At 70.2% G+C, this 17442-nt stretch carries 15 protein-coding genes; 8 read left to right on the top strand and 7 right to left on the bottom strand.

Going from position 1 to position 17442, the window contains the following annotated elements; all coding sequences use genetic code 11:
- Positions 1–70 precede the first annotated feature (70 nt).
- Together OS889_RS13475 and OS889_RS13470 are read left to right on the top strand one after the other, a co-directional pair.
- Complete coding sequence (locus OS889_RS13475) at positions 71–2032, top strand: response regulator (protein ID WP_372390568.1); 1962 nt, start codon at positions 71–73, stop codon at positions 2030–2032.
- Positions 2033–2084: 52 nt separating this feature from the next.
- On the top strand, positions 2085–3176 hold the full coding sequence (locus tag OS889_RS13470; protein WP_372390566.1) for a DNA-methyltransferase: 1092 nt from the start codon (positions 2085–2087) through the stop codon (positions 3174–3176).
- An 18-nt stretch (positions 3177–3194) separates the two neighbouring features.
- On the opposite strand, the gene OS889_RS13465 is transcribed toward OS889_RS13470, so the two are convergent.
- From OS889_RS13465 to gatD, 4 genes are all read right to left on the bottom strand, one after another.
- A complete protein-coding gene (locus OS889_RS13465) occupies positions 3195–4499 on the bottom strand; it encodes a 5'-deoxyadenosine deaminase (protein ID WP_372390564.1) in 1305 nt (434 codons plus the stop codon).
- Positions 4500–4590: 91 nt separating this feature from the next.
- A complete protein-coding gene (locus tag OS889_RS13460) occupies positions 4591–6078 on the bottom strand; it encodes a hypothetical protein (protein ID WP_372390562.1) in 1488 nt (495 codons plus the stop codon).
- Entirely contained in the window at positions 6068–6379 is a 312-nt protein-coding gene (locus OS889_RS13455) for a DUF7410 domain-containing protein (protein ID WP_372390559.1), read from the bottom strand. Before OS889_RS13455 ends, OS889_RS13460 begins: the two co-directional genes overlap by 11 nt.
- Positions 6380–6388: 9 nt before the next feature.
- Entirely contained in the window at positions 6389–7642 is a 1254-nt protein-coding gene (gatD, locus tag OS889_RS13450; RefSeq protein WP_372390556.1) for a Glu-tRNA(Gln) amidotransferase subunit GatD, read from the bottom strand.
- A 297-nt stretch (positions 7643–7939) separates the two neighbouring features.
- Here gatD and OS889_RS13445 point away from each other — a divergent pair, with 297 nt between their 5' ends.
- A complete protein-coding gene (locus OS889_RS13445) occupies positions 7940–8467 on the top strand; it encodes a DUF8526 domain-containing protein (RefSeq protein WP_372390553.1) in 528 nt (175 codons plus the stop codon).
- A gap of 95 nt (positions 8468–8562) precedes the next feature.
- Positions 8563–9228: a helix-turn-helix domain-containing protein gene (locus OS889_RS13440; protein ID WP_372390551.1), complete on the top strand. Its 666-nt coding sequence runs from the start codon at positions 8563–8565 to the stop codon at positions 9226–9228.
- Between the two features lie 24 nt (positions 9229–9252).
- Here the strand turns inward: OS889_RS13440 and OS889_RS13435 are convergent, their stop codons facing one another.
- The gene (locus OS889_RS13435) at positions 9253–10059 is read right to left on the bottom strand and encodes an ArsR family transcriptional regulator (protein ID WP_372390549.1); all 807 of its coding nucleotides are present in this window, start codon (positions 10057–10059) and stop codon (positions 9253–9255) included.
- A 63-nt stretch (positions 10060–10122) separates the two neighbouring features.
- Positions 10123–10791: a DUF1405 domain-containing protein gene (locus tag OS889_RS13430; RefSeq protein WP_372390547.1), complete on the bottom strand. Its 669-nt coding sequence runs from the start codon at positions 10789–10791 to the stop codon at positions 10123–10125.
- A gap of 138 nt (positions 10792–10929) precedes the next feature.
- Here OS889_RS13430 and gpmI point away from each other — a divergent pair, with 138 nt between their 5' ends.
- The 3 genes from gpmI (at position 10930) to OS889_RS13415 (ending at position 15001) form a co-directional block, all read left to right on the top strand.
- Positions 10930–12444 carry a 2,3-bisphosphoglycerate-independent phosphoglycerate mutase gene (gene gpmI, locus OS889_RS13425; RefSeq protein ID WP_372390545.1) on the top strand — a complete coding sequence of 505 codons (1515 nt, stop codon included), beginning with the start codon at positions 10930–10932 and terminating at the stop codon, positions 12442–12444.
- Positions 12445–12515: 71 nt separating this feature from the next.
- Positions 12516–13532 (top strand): sensor histidine kinase, encoded by a 1017-nt coding sequence (locus tag OS889_RS13420; RefSeq protein WP_372390542.1) that lies wholly within the window; start codon positions 12516–12518, stop codon positions 13530–13532.
- Between the two features lie 65 nt (positions 13533–13597).
- Entirely contained in the window at positions 13598–15001 is a 1404-nt protein-coding gene (locus OS889_RS13415) for an MATE family efflux transporter (protein WP_372390539.1), read from the top strand.
- 22 nt (positions 15002–15023) lie between these two features.
- On the opposite strand, the gene udk is transcribed toward OS889_RS13415, so the two are convergent.
- Positions 15024–15716: a uridine kinase gene (gene udk / locus OS889_RS13410; RefSeq protein ID WP_372390536.1), complete on the bottom strand. Its 693-nt coding sequence runs from the start codon at positions 15714–15716 to the stop codon at positions 15024–15026.
- A 313-nt stretch (positions 15717–16029) separates the two neighbouring features.
- On the opposite strand from udk, the gene OS889_RS13405 reads away from it, so the two are divergent.
- A complete protein-coding gene (locus OS889_RS13405) occupies positions 16030–17427 on the top strand; it encodes an ABC transporter substrate-binding protein (RefSeq protein WP_372390533.1) in 1398 nt (465 codons plus the stop codon).
- Positions 17428–17442: the final 15 nt, after the last annotated feature.

Below are 17442 nucleotides of genomic sequence, written 5' to 3'. Positions count from 1 at the left end.
GACCTCGTTCCGTATCCTAAATGATATTTCACCGCAAAACCTTAGCGCGCCCCGCGATGTGTAACTCGTGATGGTAGGGGGGAAGGTCTCGAACGGGGTCGCCGGAGCGATCCGCGTCCTCCACGTCGACGACGATCCGGGGCTCGCAGATCTCGCCGCGGAGTTCCTGGAGCGCGCGGACGACCGCATCACCGTCGAGACCGCGACGGACGCCGAGGAGGGCTGTGCGCGCCTCGACGAGCGCCGCTTCGACTGCGTCGTCTCCGACTACGATATGCCCGGCCGGAACGGGATCGACTTCCTCGAAGACGTCCGCGAGCGTGACCCGAACCTCCCGTTCATCCTCTTCACGGGCAAGGGCTCCGAGGAGATCGCGAGCGAGGCGATCTCGGCGGGCGTCACCGACTACCTCCAGAAGGAGACCGGGACCGACCAGTACGCCGTGCTGGCGAACCGCGTCGCGAACGCGGTCGAACACGACCGGTCTCGCCGGCGCGTCGAGCGGAGCGAGCGGCGGCTCCGGGAGATCATCGACGCGCTCCCGCACCTCCTGTATGTCGTCACGGAAGACGGCACCTACTCGATGGCGAACGAGTCGCTGGCGCGGTTCCACGACACCACCGTCGAGGAGATCGAGGGCGCGCGGCTGGAGGCGGTGCTCGGCTCGGACGGCGCCGCGTGGTTCCGCGAGCACCTCCAGACGGTACTCGAAACCGGCGAGCCGAAGCAGCTCCCGGCGATGCCGCTTTCGGCGTCGGACGACGACGACGTCCACCTCTTCGAGACGCGGCTGTTCCCCTACACCTTCAGCGAGACCGACACGCGAACGGTGCTCGGCATCGCGGTCGACGTCACCGAGCGTGAGGAGCGCGAGGAGCGACTGAACGCGCTCGTCGAGCGGTTCGAGTCGCTCCAGGTGGCCGCGCGAAAGCTCGTCCGCGCCGACGACCGGGAGGAGATCGCACGGATTCTGGCCGAGACGCTCGATGAGGTCTTCGAGTACCCGCACACGGTCGTCCGCTACTACGACGACGGGCTGTTGCGGCCCGTCGTGATCACCGAGGCCGTCCGCGAGGAAATGGGCGAACGCCCCGCCTATCGGGTCGGTGAGGGGCTCCCGGGGGAGGTGTTCGAGACGAGAGAGGCCCGCCGCTTCGACGACATCTCCGACCGCGACGACGGGATCGATCGGGGGGGCCACCGATCGGCGATGTACCTCCCGATCGGCTCCCACGGGACGCTCACCGTCGGCGAGGCCGAGGCGGGGGCCTTCGACGAGTCCGATCAGGCCCTGGTCGAAACGCTCCTTCACCACGCGGAGGCGGTGCTGGACCAGCTGGACCAACAGGCCGCGCTCGAATGCCAGAACGAGCGGTTGGAGGAAGTCATCAGCCTGATCTCACACGACCTCCGGAATCCGCTGAACGTCGCCGCGGGCTCGCTGGAGCTGGCGGTCGAGACGGACGACCTGGAACACCTCGACACCGCCGCGCAGGCCCACGAGCGGATGCGGGAACTGATCGAGGACGTGCTCGCGCTCGCGCGGGAGGGCGACTCCGTCGGGGAGTACGAGCCCGTCTCGATCCCGGCGGTCGTCGAAGCGTGCTGGCGGAACGTCGACACCGCCGAGGCGACGCTCCGAGTCGAGACCGAGCGCACGATCAGAGCCGATCGGACTCGGCTCCGACACCTCCTCGAGAACCTCTTTCGAAACGCCGCGGAACACGGTTCCACGGGCGGTCAGCCGTCGGCCGACGACGCCTCGGAGCGCGTCGATACCGGCGTGACGGTGACGGTCGGGGACATCGAAGACGACCCGGGATTCTACGTCGCCGACGACGGCCCCGGCATCCCGCCCGACGAGCGCGAGCGCGTCTTCGAGAGCGGCTACTCCACCGCGACGAGGGGCACCGGCTTCGGGCTCGCGATCGTCCGGCGGATCGCAACGGCCCACGGCTGGGAGGTCGCGTTGACAGACAGCGAGGCGGGCGGCGCCCGCTTCGAGATCACCGGCGTCGAGTTCGCCGAGTGACCGCCTCGGTGCCGACAGTACCTATACAAGCCCGCCGTCACACCTACGGGTCGTGGAGACTCGCCACCGCACGGTCGTCGGCGACGCGGGCGCGATGTCGGCGGTCGCCGACGACGCCGTCGACCTGGTCGTGACCTCGCCGCCGTATCCGATGATCGAGCTGTGGGACGAGCAGTTCGCGGCGCAGTCCGACGCGGTCGCGTCGGCCCTGGACGCCGCCGACGGCGAGCGGGCGTTCGAGGCGATGCACGACGTACTCGACGCCGTCTGGCGGGAGATCGCCCGCGCGCTCCGGCCGGGCGGCATCGCGGCCGTCGTCGTCGGCGACGCGACCCGGAGCCTCGGGGACCGCTTTCGGGTGTATCCGAACCACGCGCGGGTGCTCGACGCGTTCGAGTCGCTCGGGTTCGACCCGCTCCCGGACGTGCTGTGGCGGAAGCCGACGAACGGCGCGGCGAAGTTCATGGGCAGCGGGATGGTCCCGCCGAACGCCTACGTGACGCTCGAACACGAACACGTCCTCCTCTTCCGGAACGGCCCCGCGAGGCGCGCGTTCGATCCGGGCGAGACGCGCCGCTACGAGTCGGCGTACTTCTGGGAGGAGCGGAACCGGTGGTTCTCGGACGTCTGGACCGACGTGCGGGGCGCGCGACAGGCGCGGGCGCAGGGCGGCGATACCGCCCCGACCGCCTCGGCGGCCCCGAACGACACCGACGCGGCGCGCGACCGCACGGCGGCGTTCCCCTTCGAGATCCCCTACCGGCTGGTCTGTATGTACTCGGTCTACGGGGACACCGTCCTCGATCCGTTCCTGGGCACCGGGACGACCGCGCTGGCGGCGATGGTCGCCGGCCGCGACTCCGTCGGCTACGAACTCGACGCCGACATCCTCGCGGCGTTAGACGAGCGCGTCGCCGACCTCCCGGAGCGATCCGAGCGGGTCGCGACCGATCGGCTGGAGGCCCACCGCGACTTCGTCGAGGAGCGCCGCGCCGACGGCGAGACGTTCGGCTACGAGGCCGCACACTACGACTTCCCGGTCCGGACACGGCAGGAGCGGGAGATCCTGTTCAGGACCGTCGAGGACGTGACCCGGACCGACGACGGGTACCGCGTCGCGTACGACCCGGTCGAATCCTGCTGAGAGCGACTCGCGACTCGCTCACTCGCGCAGGTCGGCGGCGACTTCCCGCGCCCGCCGGCGGATCGCGTCGGCATCGCCGGTCTGGAGGCCGCCGAACGCCGCGTCGTAGACGACCTCGCCGTCGACCATCGTGAACGTCACGTCGTCGCCGTGGGCCGCAAAGACCAGGTGCGAGAGGGGGTCGTGCAGCGGCGTCGCGCGCGTGAGGTCGGTGTCGAGCGCGATGACGTCCGCCGTCCAACCCTCGCGGAGCGCACCCACCTTCTCGAACCCCGCGGCGCGGGCGCCGCCGAGCGTCGCCATCTCGAAGACGACCTGCGCGGGCGTCGCCTCCGGATCCAGGCGGTCGACCTTCTGGAGCAGGCTGGCCTGTCGCATCTCGGTGAAGGGATCGAGCGTGTTGTTGCAGGGCGGGCCGTCGTTGCCGAGCGCCACGTCGATCCCGCGGTCGAGGTAGTCGACGACCGGCGCGATCCCGGAGGCGAGCTTCATGTTCGACGACGGGCAGTACGTGACGTGGGTCCCCGTCCGTTCGAGGATGTCGCGCTCGCGCTCTGTCGTGTGGACGCAGTGGGCGAGCACGACGTCGTCGCCCGTCAGCCCGACCTCGTCGAGCCACGCGATGTTCCGCATTCCCGTGTCCTCGCGGACGGTCTCGACCTCCTCTTCGTTCTCGCTGGCGTGGGTGTGGATCCGGACGCCGTCGTACCGATCGGCGATCTCGCGGGCGCCGCGCAGGCACGCCTCCGTGCAGCTCACGGCGAATCGCGGCGTGACGGCGTACCCGATCCGACCGTCGGCGGCGCCGTGGTACGCCTGCACGAGGCGCTCGGTCTCGTCGAGGGCGGCGTCGGTGTCCTCTTGGAGGCCCTCGGGCGCGCGCTTGTCCATCAGGACCTTCCCCATCCGGCCGCGGATCCCGAGATCGATCGCGGCCTCGAAGGCGGCGTCGGCGTGGCGGACCGAGAGGTGGTCGATCGCGGTCGTCGTGCCGCTCTCCAGCAGTTCCAGGTAGCCGAGTTCCGCGGCGACGCGCATCTCCCGCTCGCCGAGTCCGGCCTCCATCGGCAGGACGTGTTCGAAGAGCCACTCCAGGAGGGCGGTGTCGTCGGCGATGCCCCGCCCGAGGCTCTGGACCGAGTGGACGTGGCCGCCGACGAGCCCCGGCGCGAGGAGATCGAACTCCCGGACCGCGTGGTCGGGGTAGGCGTCTTCGACCTCGGCTCGGAGACCGACGGCCGCGATGCGATCGTCGGCGACGACGACCGCGCCCTCCTCGTAGACGGTCTCCGGATCGGCGACGACGGTCCCTGCCAGCAGCATCCCACCGCTCGGAGTGGGTCCGACGACGACAAATGCTTTGCGCTCTTTTTTCCGTTCTCCGTTCTCCGTTCTCCCCACCGCCCGACGCCCTTCACCCGAGGAACGCGGGCGTCGTCGTCGGAAGCGAGATCAGCCACAGGCTCAGGGCCGTGTACCCGATCATCACGAAGACGAAGGGGTACTGGCTCCGGATCGCCTGGAGCCGGCTGGGAAAGAGCCGGTAGGCCGTCGAGTGGGCGACCCAGATGGCGACCAGGTGACCGCCGAGCACGAAGGCGATGTTCAGCGCCGACACCCACGCGGGGAGCGTGAGGACGACGGGGTTCGTCGGCGCCGACAGCGGCGACGCGAGGACCTGACCCAGCGAGGGCGAAAGCGAGAGGAAGAACGCGAAGTAGTGCGCCAGGTGGTAGCCGGCCGCGATGACGACGAGCGAGGGCGCGAACGCGACCGCGAGCTCTCGGGGCGTTCGGGTGGTCAGGAGCCGCTCCGCGGCGACCCGCCCAGCGAGTCGGAACGCGCCGTAAAAGACGCCGAAGCCACCGAGGAACAGGATCACATAAACTGTGATCGCGGGGAGGCCGAGCCCGACGACTGCACGAATCGCGCTCGCGCCCTGCTCGGTCGTGACGAAGCCGCTGAAGGTGAGCTCCCAGACGAGCGCCACCGCGAACGCGACGTCGGAGAGCCCGGTCACGAGCCGGTCGTCGGAGCCGGCCTCGTGTCCTCTCGCTTCCTCGGACGATCGTCCCACGAGCCGCATCGCGGGCAGGGCGAGCCTGAGTCGACCCGCCTCCCACGCGAGCGGCGCGACGCGGCCGTAGAACCGGAGGAACGCCGAGACCGGATCGGCGTTCTCGAACCACGCGTCGCGGCCGAAGACGACTGCGCCCGCGACGGCGACGAGGCCGTAGCCGGCGACGGCGAAGGCGAGGCGCCGCGGGTCGTTCGTGACGCCCGCCGTGGTCTCGATCCAGATCAGGACCAGGAACCCCGCGACGGCCGGCCAGCGGCCGAGGCGCTCGGGGTAGTCGACGATGCCTGTCGGGAGCGGCGCCGTGAGCGTCCGAAACGGATTCAGCGCCGGCCAGGCGTTCCCGAGCGCGTAGGTCGCCATCGTCAGGCCCGCGCGCCCCCCGGCGAAGACGACGACGACCGCGAGGTTGATCGTCGCGAGCTGCGGGCCCGCGAGTCCGCGGTGGACGACGAGGACGAGAAGCACGATGCCGAGGAGACCGAGCGCGCCCCGACCGACGCGTCGCGCGCGCTCGGCGCCGACGTCCCGCCGCCAGTCGTGGATGCGTCGGACGAAACGGCGGTCGGTCACGAACCCCGCGAGCAGGGCCGAGGCGCCGATCGCGGCGCCGCCGGTCGCGACGTACAGCCAGCGCGGGACCGCGAGCGCGTCGCGGGAGGCCTCCGAGAGCCCGACGGCGGCGTTGCTGGCGGCGACGCCGCGGACGAAGAGCGTCAGTCCGACCGCGCCGATAGCGACCGCGAGGAGCAGCGCCCCGAGCCCGCGACGGACCTCGGCGGTGCCGCCGGCGGGCCGACGCTCCGACTGATCTTCAGGACGCATAGATCACGTAGAGGAAGAGAAAGCCGAAGTACAGCAACACGAGCACGGCCAGCGCCCGGAGGCGGAACGAGCGGATCTCGCGCTCCTCGGCCGCGTAGGCCTCGCGGTAGGCCTCCTGATCGGCCGCGTCGAGGGCGTTCGGGTGCCTGACGCCGCGGTGGAGCACGAGGAGGTCCTCGGTGTGGAACGCGCGGCCGCAGTCGCCGCAGTCGAACGCCGGGTCGGCGCTCGCCTCCGCGTCCGCGCCGTCGCTCCGACCGTCGTCGCCGGCCGTCCGTCCGCCGGAGTCACGGGCGCTCACGAGTCCGATCTACGTCCAGGGGACCGAGCGCTCCTGGAGTTCGCCGGCGAGCGACCGCCTCATCGCCGTCTCGGGATCGTCGCGGTTCGCGAGCGCCCACATCAGTTTCACCTTCGCCGTCCCGGGGAGGGTGTCGCCGGCCTCGACGACGCCCGCGTCGAGGAGGTCGCGACCGGTGTCGTAGACGCGGTCGCAGACGCGGCCCTCCAGACACTGGCTCGTCATCGCGACGACGACGCCGTCGTCGACGAGCGACGAGAGCGTCGGGATCAGGTCCGTGTGGACGTGGCCGAGCCCCGTCCCCTCGACGACGAGGCCGTCCAGATCCGCGTCTTCGAGCATCGCCGCGTAGCGGTCGAGGTCCATCCCCGGCGTGAACTTCAGCAGGTCGACGTTCTCGTTGAGGTCCGTCCGGACTCCGAGTTCGGTCTCGCCGCGCTCGGCGACGTCGCGGCGGAACTCGACTTCCTCGGCGTCGTAGTCGACGTACCCGATCGGCTCGGCGCCGACCGTCTCGAAGGCGTCTCGACGAGAGGTGTGGTTCTTCCGGACGCGCGTGCCGCGGTGGAGCGCGCAGTCGTCGTCGGAGGTCGAAGCGTGCATACAGACGAGCACCTCCGCGGCGTCGGACTTCGCGGCCTCGACGGCGCAGACGGCGTTCATCACGTTGTCCGAGGAGGGGCGGTCGGCCGACCGCTGGCTCCCCGTGAAGACGATCGGGACCGGCGTGTCGAGCATGTACGACAGCGCCGACGCGGAGAACTGCATCGTGTCGGTGCCGTGCATCACGACGACGCCGTCGGCGCCCGCGCGGATCTCGTCGGCGACGACCTCTGCGAGGTCCTGCCAGACGCCGGGCGTCATGTTCTCCGAGAGGATGTTCGTGACGACCCGCCCGCGGTAGTTGGCGCGCCCCGCGAGGTCCGGGACCGCCCGGAGGACGTCCTCGGCGTCGAACTGGGCCGTCACCGCCCCAGTGCGGTAGTCGACGGTCGAGGCGATCGTCCCGCCGGTCGAGATGAGCGAGACCGTCGGGAGGTCGTCGTCGAAGGAGATCTCGGAGGCGTCCGACTCCTCCTGTGCGGACTCGATGTCGTAGGCGTCCGATTCCAGCACCTCCACGTCGGCGTCCGCGCGCTCGATCCCGACGTTGTACCCGCCGTCGAGCTTCACGACGAGGTGATCGGGGGTCGAAGAGGGCATCAGGACGCCCTCGTTCGTGACGCCCGCGCGCTCGACGCGGACGCGGTCTCCGGGGTTCATACGCTCCCGTATCCGGGGCGCGGACTTGAATCCATTCGTTCGCGGCCGCAGCGACTTCGTCGCCTCCGGTTCCGGGGGAGATCTTATATACGAAGCCGGGACCAGCGCCGGCGTGGTTTGACGGCTACCCCCCGTCGGAACGCGGATGTCCGGCGCATCGACGGGGGCGCGTTCGCGTCGCGCCGGCTGTTCGCCATCCGTCGCCTCGGGAGCCACCGCTTCCGAAGATTGGATCCGCCGTCTCTGACGTCGACCCTCGGCGCAAGAGTCAGGGTTCGGCGCCCGTTACCGTACGGTATGCAACGCTCGAAGGACGGAGTGGAACGGGAGCGGGTCGATCCCGCCTCGCTCCTCGACGACGAGGACACCGAGAGCGGAGCGACCGGATCCGCCCGCTCCGAATCAGACGCCGCGTCGGCGTCCGGCGGGCGGCTCCGACGCCTGCTTCCGGGCGGTCCCACGGTCTCGGCCCGCTCGTTCCTGGTCGTTCTCGCGCTCCTGCTCGCCGGGACCTTCGTCGGCGGCGCGATCCCGATTGTGGGCGCGCTCGGGCGGTTCCTCGGTCTCTTCGCCGCGGCGTTCGCGGTCGGCCTCGGCGGCTCGCGGAGCCGCTACCTCGAAGTCGGGATCGCGGGCGCGCTCGCGTCGGGGGCTGCGTTCGTCCTCGGGACGCTCACGAGCGTCTTCGCGCCGGTCGCGGTGAGCGTTCTGGCGGACTACGGGCTCGCCATCGCGGGCGTCGGCGTCGCCAGCGGCCTGCTCGCGTCGCTCCTGGGCCACTACTTCGGCCGGGACCTGCGGGACGGTCTGACCCGGGAGATCTGATCGCGCCGGTCGCCGACCGAGATAGAGGGGGGCCCGCGACCGGCGGGACCGCCGACGAGAGTGGGGATTTTCCCGCTCGACCGCGTTTGGCCGGTATGACCGTCATCGCGAAGGTCCACTTCTCGCACCCGGATATGGCGCTGGCCGACGTGATCCGGGCGCTCCCGGACGCGGACATCCGGGTGTTGCAGGACGTGAGCACCGACCCGGTCCACGGACAGCACTTCTTCACTACGGACGCCGACGACCCGGCGGCCTTCGAGGCCTACCTGGCGGCCGACCACACCGTCACGGCCCACCGACAGGTCGCGGACTACGAGAATCAGCCGGTCTACAGCGTCGAGTTCACCGCCGACACGCTGCTCTTGGGTCCGGCCGTCGTCGAGCACGGCGGGTTCGCGCTCGAAGCGTTCCAGCACGAGGGGGGCTGGGTCGAACGATGGCAGCTCCCCGACCGGGGGTCGCTGCAGTCCGTGTGGGAGGTCGCGGACGACCGCTCCTTCGAGTTCGACATCCTGGAGCTGTACCGCGTCTCCTTCGACGAGCGGTCGGCGTCGACGAGGCTCACCGACAAGCAGCAGGCGGCGCTGGCGACGGCGTACGAGATGGGCTACTTCGAGCACCCACAGGAGACCGATCTTGCGGCGGTCGCCGACGCGCTCGACATCTCGACGTCGGCCGCCAGCGGTCGGATCCGACGCGGGATCAGTTCCCTGATCGAGTCCTTCCCCGAGCGGTTCCCGGACCTCGACGTGTCCTGAGCGGGCGCGGGGAAGCCGTCGGGGTCACGCGATCCGCCACTCCGCGCCGTCGCGAGCGACCAGGCCCTGTTCTTCGAGGCGTTCGAGCGCGCGCGCCACGCGGTCGGGGTCGGCGTTGACCTCCCGGGCGATCTCTCCTACCGACCGCGCCTCTCGCGAGATGGCCGCGAGCATCTCCGCGTAGAAGCGGCTGTCGGCCTCCGAGCCGAGCCGGTCGCTGAGGGCGTCGAGGACGTCGGTCACGCGCCCGTGAACCCACCGCTGAGCCAGGGAGAGCTCGCTCTCGATGTCGTCGAGGTAGGCGTACTCGCGGGCGAGCTCGGCGACCTCGGAGTCCGGATCCTCCAGGGGATCGGCCTCCGTCCGGAGGTCCTCTGGCTCGCGACGCTCGCGCTCGGATTCGATCGGGGTCGGGTGGCGCTCGGTGTCTTGGTCGCGACGCGCCGGATCGGCCCCGTCGTCGCCGTCCGGCTCCTCGCGTCGGTCGTCGTCCAGCTCCGGCAGTTCGATCTTGAGGTGCTGGCACCGCCCGCGCATGTCGAGGCTGCGGCTGGCCGGGTAGGCGCTCTTGGCGCCGAAGCGGTACGGCGAGACGCTCACCTCCAGCCGGAGGTTCCGGGCGATGTGGAAGTACTTCCGGCGCTTGTCGTCGGTTCGGCTCTCGACGAGGCCGGCCTCCTCCAGCCGCCGCAGGTGGTCGATCACGGCCTTCGGACTGACCCCCAGGTACTCGCTGATCTCGGTGACGTAACACGGTTTGTGGGAGAGAAGCCGGAGGATGCGCCGGCGGTTCTCGTTCCCGAGGAGATCCAGGAGTACCGCGGAATCCATAACGAGAGGTAAATCGCGAGCACGTAATAGGTTGACGCATTTCCGGAGCGGGACCGTCCCCCGTCATCGCTCCGCCCGATCGAACGCCCAGGCCGCGTAGCCGACCGCGAAGAACGAGAGCGCGACCGTGATCCCCGCCAGCAGGGGTCCGGCCTCGTAGCGCAGCGGCGGATAGAGCCCGAGGCCGTAGTCGAAGATGTCGTTGACGAGAAGCAGCGCGAGCGCGACGGCGAGCGCCTCGCGGGAGGTCTTCCCGTAGTAGGGGATCGCCGCCGCCTGGAGCAGGAAGAACAGGTGCGTGACGAGGATGCCCCAGTACTCCCACAGTAGCGCGGGCGCGAAGCCGACGTAGAGGTCCGGCCGGAGATTGAGCGCGACGGCCGTCCAGAGCCCGTACTTCACGAGCCAGACGAACGCGAGCGTGTGCAGGAGTTCGAGGAGGCGGTTCGAGGAGGCCTCGGTCACCGGATCCCCCAAGCGCGGCAGGAGCGTCGCGACCGAGAGCGTCGCGAGCGCGAGCGCCGTCGGCGAGTCGCCGAAGAGGGGATACGCGAGGGAGCTGAGGTCCGACAGCGACGGCTCCGAGTGGACGTAGAAACTGACGCCCAGGAGGAAGGCGGCGCCGTCGACGACGAGCAGCCAGCCGAGGCTCGCCGGACTCCCGAGGTAGTACTCCACCCAGCGCTCGGGGTAGGGGCGTCGGAGCCGGGCCGCGGGGTCGCCGTCGCTCATCGGGTCGACCGACGGCGACGAGGGGAAAGAAGGTGTCGCGTTCGGGGCCGCCTCGACGCGGGGCTGTGCGCGCCGGCCGCGGGCCGCGATCACCGGCGAAGCGAAGCCTATTCCACCCTGCCTCGCCTCGCGTCCGGTATGCAGACAGCGCTGGTCGTCCTCGACGGCTGGGGGCTCGGCGACCACGACCGACGCGACGCGGTGAAGGCGGCGTCGACGCCGAACTTCGATCGGCTCGCCGACGCCGGCGCGTACGGGACCCTCGACGTGTCCGGCCGGAACGTCGGCCTCCCCGACGGGCAGATGGGCAACAGCGAGGTCGGCCACCTCAACATCGGCGCCGGCCGCGTCGTCAAGCAGGCCTACACCCGGATCGAGGACTCGATCGACGACGGGACGTTCGCGACCAACGACGCCATCGCCTCGGCCTTCGACTACGCCGAGGAGACCGGCGGCCGCGTCCACTGTATGGGGCTCGTCAGCGACGGCGGCGTCCACTCCGAGCAGGGCCACCTCCACGCGCTGATCGAGATCGCCGCCGATCGCGGCGTCGAGGCCGTCACCCACGCCTTCACCGACGGCCGCGACACCGACCCCCACGGCGGCGAGGATTACCTCGCGGAACTCGAAGCGGTCGCCGCGGACCACGGCACGGGCGACGTCGCGACCGTCTCCGGGAGATACTACGCGATGGACCGCGATCAGAACTGGGAGCGGACCAAGCGCGCCTACGACGCCATCGTCGGCCGCGAGGCCGACCACGAGGCCGAGACGGCCGTCGACGCCGTGCGGGAGTCCTACGACCGCGGCGACACGGACGAGTTCGTCGAGCCGACGCTCGTGACGGGCGGCCCCGCGCTGGAGGACGGCGACGCGGTCGTCTTCTTCAATTTCCGCCCGGACCGCGCGCGCCAGCTCGTCCGGATGCTCGCGGACATCGAGCCGGCGTGGCCCTTCGAGACCGACCCGCCCGAAGTCCGGCTGGTCACGATGACCGAGTACGACGAGACGTTCGACCTCCCGGTCGCGTTCCCGCCCGAGGAGCCCGAGACGACGCTCGGCGCGGCCCTCGCCGAGGCCGGGAAGACGCAGCTCCGACTCGCCGAGTCCGAGAAGTACGCCCACGTCACCTACTTCCTCAACGGCGGCCGCGAGGTGGAGTTCGAGGGCGAGATCCGGCGGATCATCGAGAGCCCCGACGTCCCCACCTACGACGAGCGGCCCGAGATGAGCGCCGAGGCGGTGACCGACACCGCGATCGACCTGATCGAGTCCGCGGACCCCGACGCGATGGTCCTCAACTACGCCAACCCCGATATGGTCGGTCACACCGGCGACTTCGACGCCGCCGTCGCCGCCGTCGAGGCGGTCGACGAGCAGTTGGGCCGACTCGTCGACGCGCTCGAAGCCGCGGGCGCGCACGTCCTGATCACGGCCGATCACGGCAACGCCGACGATATGGGCACGCCCGAGGAGCCCCACACCGCGCACACGACGAACCCCGTTCCCTTCGTCTACCTCACGCCCGACGGCGACGGCGGCGGCCGGCGCGTGCGGTCCGGCGGGTCGCTCTGCGACGTCGCGCCGACGATGCTCGATCTGATGGGAGTCCCGAAGCCCGCGGCGATGACCGGCGAGTCGCTCCTGGAGTAGGCCCGCGGTCGGCATCGAGCGCCCGCTTTCGGACGGCAAAACGCTATATTCTCACCCATCGGAGGGAGCGTATGGATTCTCCCGGGGCACTTTCGGAGCGTGCGGTTCGGCACTTCCCGAACGGGGTGCTCGTCGTCTTCGACGAGACGCTCACCTACCGGCTCGTCGGGCCGGACGTGTTGCCGTTCTCCGGGCGAAAGGCCGAAGAGATGGTCGGGAAGACGATTTACGAGCTGTTCGGCGAGGAGGCGGCCGATCAGCTCGAACCCGAACTCCGCGCGACGCTCGCGGGCGAGCCCCGCTCGTTCGACGTCGCGTTCGAGGGGCTCGTCCACCACATCGAGACCCGGCCGATGGCGGTCGATGGCGAGCCCCACGGCGTGCTCGTCACGCAGAACGTGACGGACGAGCGGCACACGACGGAGGAGCTCGAAATCCTCAACCGAATCCTGCGGCACGACATCCGGAACGATATGAGCATCCTCCTCGGGTGGGCCGAACTGCTCGATTCCCATCTCGACGACGAGGGCAGATCGCACCTCCGGCGGATTCTCAAGAGCGGCGAACACATCCTCGCGCTCACGAGCACCGCGCGCGACGTCGTCGAGATGCTGGTCAGCGGCGAGGAGATGCGCCGCAGTCCGATCTCGTTGCAGTCGACGCTGGGCGTCGAGGTCGCGCTCCGGGAGGAGTCGTTTCCTCACGCCGAGTTCCGCGTCGACGAGTCCTGCCGGGACTTCGAGGTGATGGCGAACGAACTGCTCTCGTCGGTCTTCAGGAATCTGCTGAACAACGCCGTCCAGCACAACGACAAGGAATCCCCGATCGTCGACATCTCCTGCGAGCGGGACGGAGGCCACGCCGTCGTCCGGATCGCGGACAACGGCCCCGGCATCCCCGAGGCGCGGCGGCCGGAGCTGCTCGGCGCGGAACGCCCGACGCTCGACGCCTCGGGGAGGGGAATGGGGCTGTACCTCGTCGACAGGCTCGTCACGCGGTACGGCGGGGAGATACGTATCGAGGACAACGACCCCGAGGGGACGGTCTTCGTCCTCCGGCTCGCGCTGGCCGACGCGCCGGACGGGTAGACTCGCCCCGACGACCCCGCGCGGCACCAACCTATTTCTCGGCGGTCGACCGAGTACCGGCACGCGTGTTCTCCCCCAGCGACCGGCTCCGTTCGATCTGGACGCAGGCCGTCTCCCTGGGGTGGCCGGTCGCCGTCCAGCAGACGCTCAACACGCTGATGCGGACGGTCGACATCCTCGTGACCGGCTTCTTCTCGCCGGCCGCCGTGGCCGCGATCGGGCTCGCGGACCTCTACTCGCGGCTGCCGCTCCGCGTCGGGATGGGCCTGGGCAGCGGTGCGATCGCGCTGTCGAGCCAGGAGACGGGCCGCGGCGCCGGCGTCACCCGGGACCGCGCCGTCACGCAGGCGCTCCTCTTGGGGCTTCTGGCGGGGCTCCCGCTCGCCGCCGTCGGCCTCCTGTTCAGCGAGCCGCTCATCTCGGTCCTCGGCGCGACAGCGACGGTCGCTCGTACAGGCGGGACGTACCTGGCGATCGTCCTCGCGGTCGCGCCGCTGCGGATCGTCGGCTTCGTCGGCGCCCGCGCGCTCCAGGGCACGGGCGACACGCGCACGCCGATGGCCGTCAACGGGACGGCGACGCTCCTCAACATCGTGCTGTCGGTCGCGCTCGGCCTCGGCGTCGCCGGCGCGCCGCGGCTTGGGATCGTCGGCGTCGGGATCGCCACCGCCGTCGGACGGACGGTCGAAGCGGTCGCGCTCGTCGGCGTGATCCTGAGCCCGCGGGTGTCGCTGTCGCTCGCCCGACCGCGGGGGCTCCTCCTAACGCGGCAACTGCTGGCGGTCAGCGTCCCCGACATCGTCGGGGGGCTGAGCACCGAACTCGCGCGCTTCCCATTCAATTCGCTCGTGCTCCTGTTCGGGACGGAGGCCAACGCGGCCTACCACATCGCCAACCGTGTGTATCAGCAGTTCACCGCACCGCTGTTCCGCGCGTTCCGAACGGTGTCGAGCATCCTCGTCGGCCAGGAACTGGGCGCGGGGCGTCCCGACGACGCCCGCTACGCCGCCTACGCGATCTGCGGGCTCAGCCTCGCGACCCTCGGCGTCGCCGGCGGGCTGCTCTTCGCGTTCGCCGGACCGCTCGCGACGGTCTTCACCGACGACCTGGCGACGATCGGCTACGCCGCGGACTTCAACCGCGCGTTCGCCGTCGCGATGGTCTTCATCGGCGTCTACTTCCCGTTCTCGGGATCGCTGAAGGGCGCCGGCGACACCCGGACGCCGTTCTGGGCGGGCGTCGTCGGCTCGTACGTCTTCCTGTTGGGGGCGTCGTACCTGCTCGCGGTCACGCTCGGCTACGGAATCGTCGGCGTCTACGTCGGGATCGTCCTCTCGTACGTCGCCCGCGCCGCCATCGTCGGCGCGCGGATGGGCGGCCGCGACTGGACGGATCTGGCCGCGCGGATGATCGACGAGCGGGCCGCCGCGGACGGCGACCGCGACGACCGGACGGACCGGCGCGGCTGATAGTGATTACTCTCGTCTCCGTTCACTCGTCGGGGTCGGCCGCGAGCTCCTCGACGAGCGGGCTTTCGAGCGGTTCCCGCTCCCAGTCGCGGCGAGCGTCGCCGTCGATCTCGGCCCTGATCTTCTCTTCGAGGAGGCTCACCGCGACGCTGTTTGCGCCCTCGGGGATGATGAGGTCGGCGTGCTTCTTCGTCGGTTCGACGAACTGCTCGTGCATCGGTTTGACCGTCGCGAGGTACTGCTCGATGACGCCTTCGAGGTCGCGGCCCCGCTCGATGACGTCGCGCTTGATCCGCCGGAGTATCCGGACGTCGGCGTCGGTGTCGACGTACAGGCGGAGGTCGAGCATGTCGTTGAGGTCCTCGTCGTAGAGCGCGAAGATGCCCTCCAGGACGATGACGTCCGTGGGCTCGACGCGCTCGGGCTCGTCGGTCCGGTTGTGCCGCTCGAAGTCGTAGACGGGCATCTCGATCGGCTGGCCTTCGAGCAGCGTCGAGACCTGCTCGCGCAGGAGCTCCCACTCGAACGCCGAGGGGTGATCGTAGTTGACCTGCTCGCGCTCTTCGAACTCGAGGTGACTCAGGTCCTCGTAGTAGTTGTCGAGCGGGATCCGGGTGACGGAGTCGCCGACGCCCTCGGCGATCAGGCGGGCCACCGTCGTCTTTCCGGCGCCGGTGCCGCCGGCGATCCCGATCACGAACGACGGGATAGTCATCCCTTGAGTGGCGAGCGCCCGGGCGCTTGAGCGTGTCGGAAGCGCGGTGCCCGCCCCGGCGACCCCACGCGGCCAGCGACCGAGCGACGGCCGTTTCCGAGCGGAATCCCGCGGCCACAAAAAGTACTAATTTTGATATATTCGGGATGAAGCCGACCTTCGGGTTCGGAACTACGAGCGGACGAACCGCTGGCCTGACAGTACCGACCGGCCGGTTCGTCCTGCGTATCCATCGTGATCGTCTCCGATATATACACGAACGTACAGTACCATAACGGACACATTTATAGGGAGGAGACACATTCCGAGGAATATGGCACGTGATATCGTACGGCGTGACTTTATCAAGCGCGTCGGCGCAGCGGGTGCGATCGGAGCGACGGGAATTGCCGGCTGTATCGGGAGCCCCGACAGCGGTGACGGCGGGGGCGACGGCGGAGACGGTGGCGACGGCGGCGGCGACTCCGGCGGCGGCACAACCACGAGCGGTGGTGGCGGCGGCGACGGCCCCGGCGGCCTCGTCGTCATCGGCTACCCCGAGAGCGGGATCCAGCTGTTCCGCGACTACTACAGCGCCTCCGACGGGAGCGAGGAGATCCTCGTGCCGGACGGCCTCCGCGACGGGGCCCTCCCGGGCCAGGTCGGCAACGACATGGAGAACGTGACGGGGACGGCTCCCGCCGCGGGCGGCCCGAACCAGGAGGCGTTCAACACGCTGTTCCAGGACGAGTACGGCTCCTCGCCCGGCGTGTTCACCTCTCAGTCGTACGACTCGGTCGCCCTCCAGCTGCTGGCGAACGCCGCGGCCGGCGAGAACGACGGGACGGCGATCCGCGACCAGATGCGTCGCATCGCCAATCCGGACGGGATGACCGTCACGCCGAACAACCTCGTCGAGGGCGTCGAGGCCGCCGCTAACGGCGAGGACGTGAACTACCAGGGCGCCTCGTCGGCGACGAACTTCGACCAGAACGGCGACCCCGCCTCCGCGGCGTACGCCATCTGGGAGTTCAACGCGGGAGAGGGCGCCGCCGAGACCCTCGAAGTCCAGAGCTTCGAGGGGGCGAACCCCGAGGGCGCCGGCCCCTCGGCAGACAGCGGCCCCGGCGGGAGCGACCGCGAGATGTCGGTCGGGATCCTCCTCCCGGAGACCGGCGACCTCGCCTCCGTCGGCGCGCCGATGATCCAGGCCGCCCAGCTCCCGGCGATGCAGGTCAACGAGGCCAACCCCGCCGGGCTCTCGGTCAACGCCCAGGTCGAAGACACCCAGACCTCGCCGAGCGCGGGGACGGCGGCCGCCGAGTCGCTCGTCAGCGCCGGCGTGCCGAGCGTCTGCGGCTCGGCGTCTTCGGGCGTGAACGTCCCGGTCTCTCAGCAGGTGTTCATCCCGAACGAGGTCGTCGGCTGCTCGCCGTCCTCGACCGCGCTGTCGGTCACGAACCTCGACGACAACGACTACATCTTCCGGACCGCGCCCTCCGACCGGCTCCAGGGCCGCGTGATGGCGCAGGTGATGTCCGAGCGGCTCGACGTCGACAGCGTCTCGACGCTCTACGTCAACAACGACTACGGCCAGCAGCTCTCGAACCGCTTCAGCAACGTGTTCGAGGAGACCTTCGACGGCGAGGTCTACCGGCAGGTCGCCTTCAACATCGGCGAGTCCTCCTACTCGTCGGTCATCGAGTCGGCCCTGTCGCCGCCGGACAACTGATCGACCGCTGCGGCT

The sequence above is a fragment of the Halobellus sp. MBLA0158 genome, from assembly GCF_041477585.1.
GTDB classification, from domain to species: Archaea; Halobacteriota; Halobacteria; order Halobacteriales; family Haloferacaceae; genus Haloquadratum; species Haloquadratum rubicundus.
The sequence above is the reverse complement of the archived record's forward strand: the minus strand, read 5'-3'. Positions and strand labels throughout refer to the sequence as shown.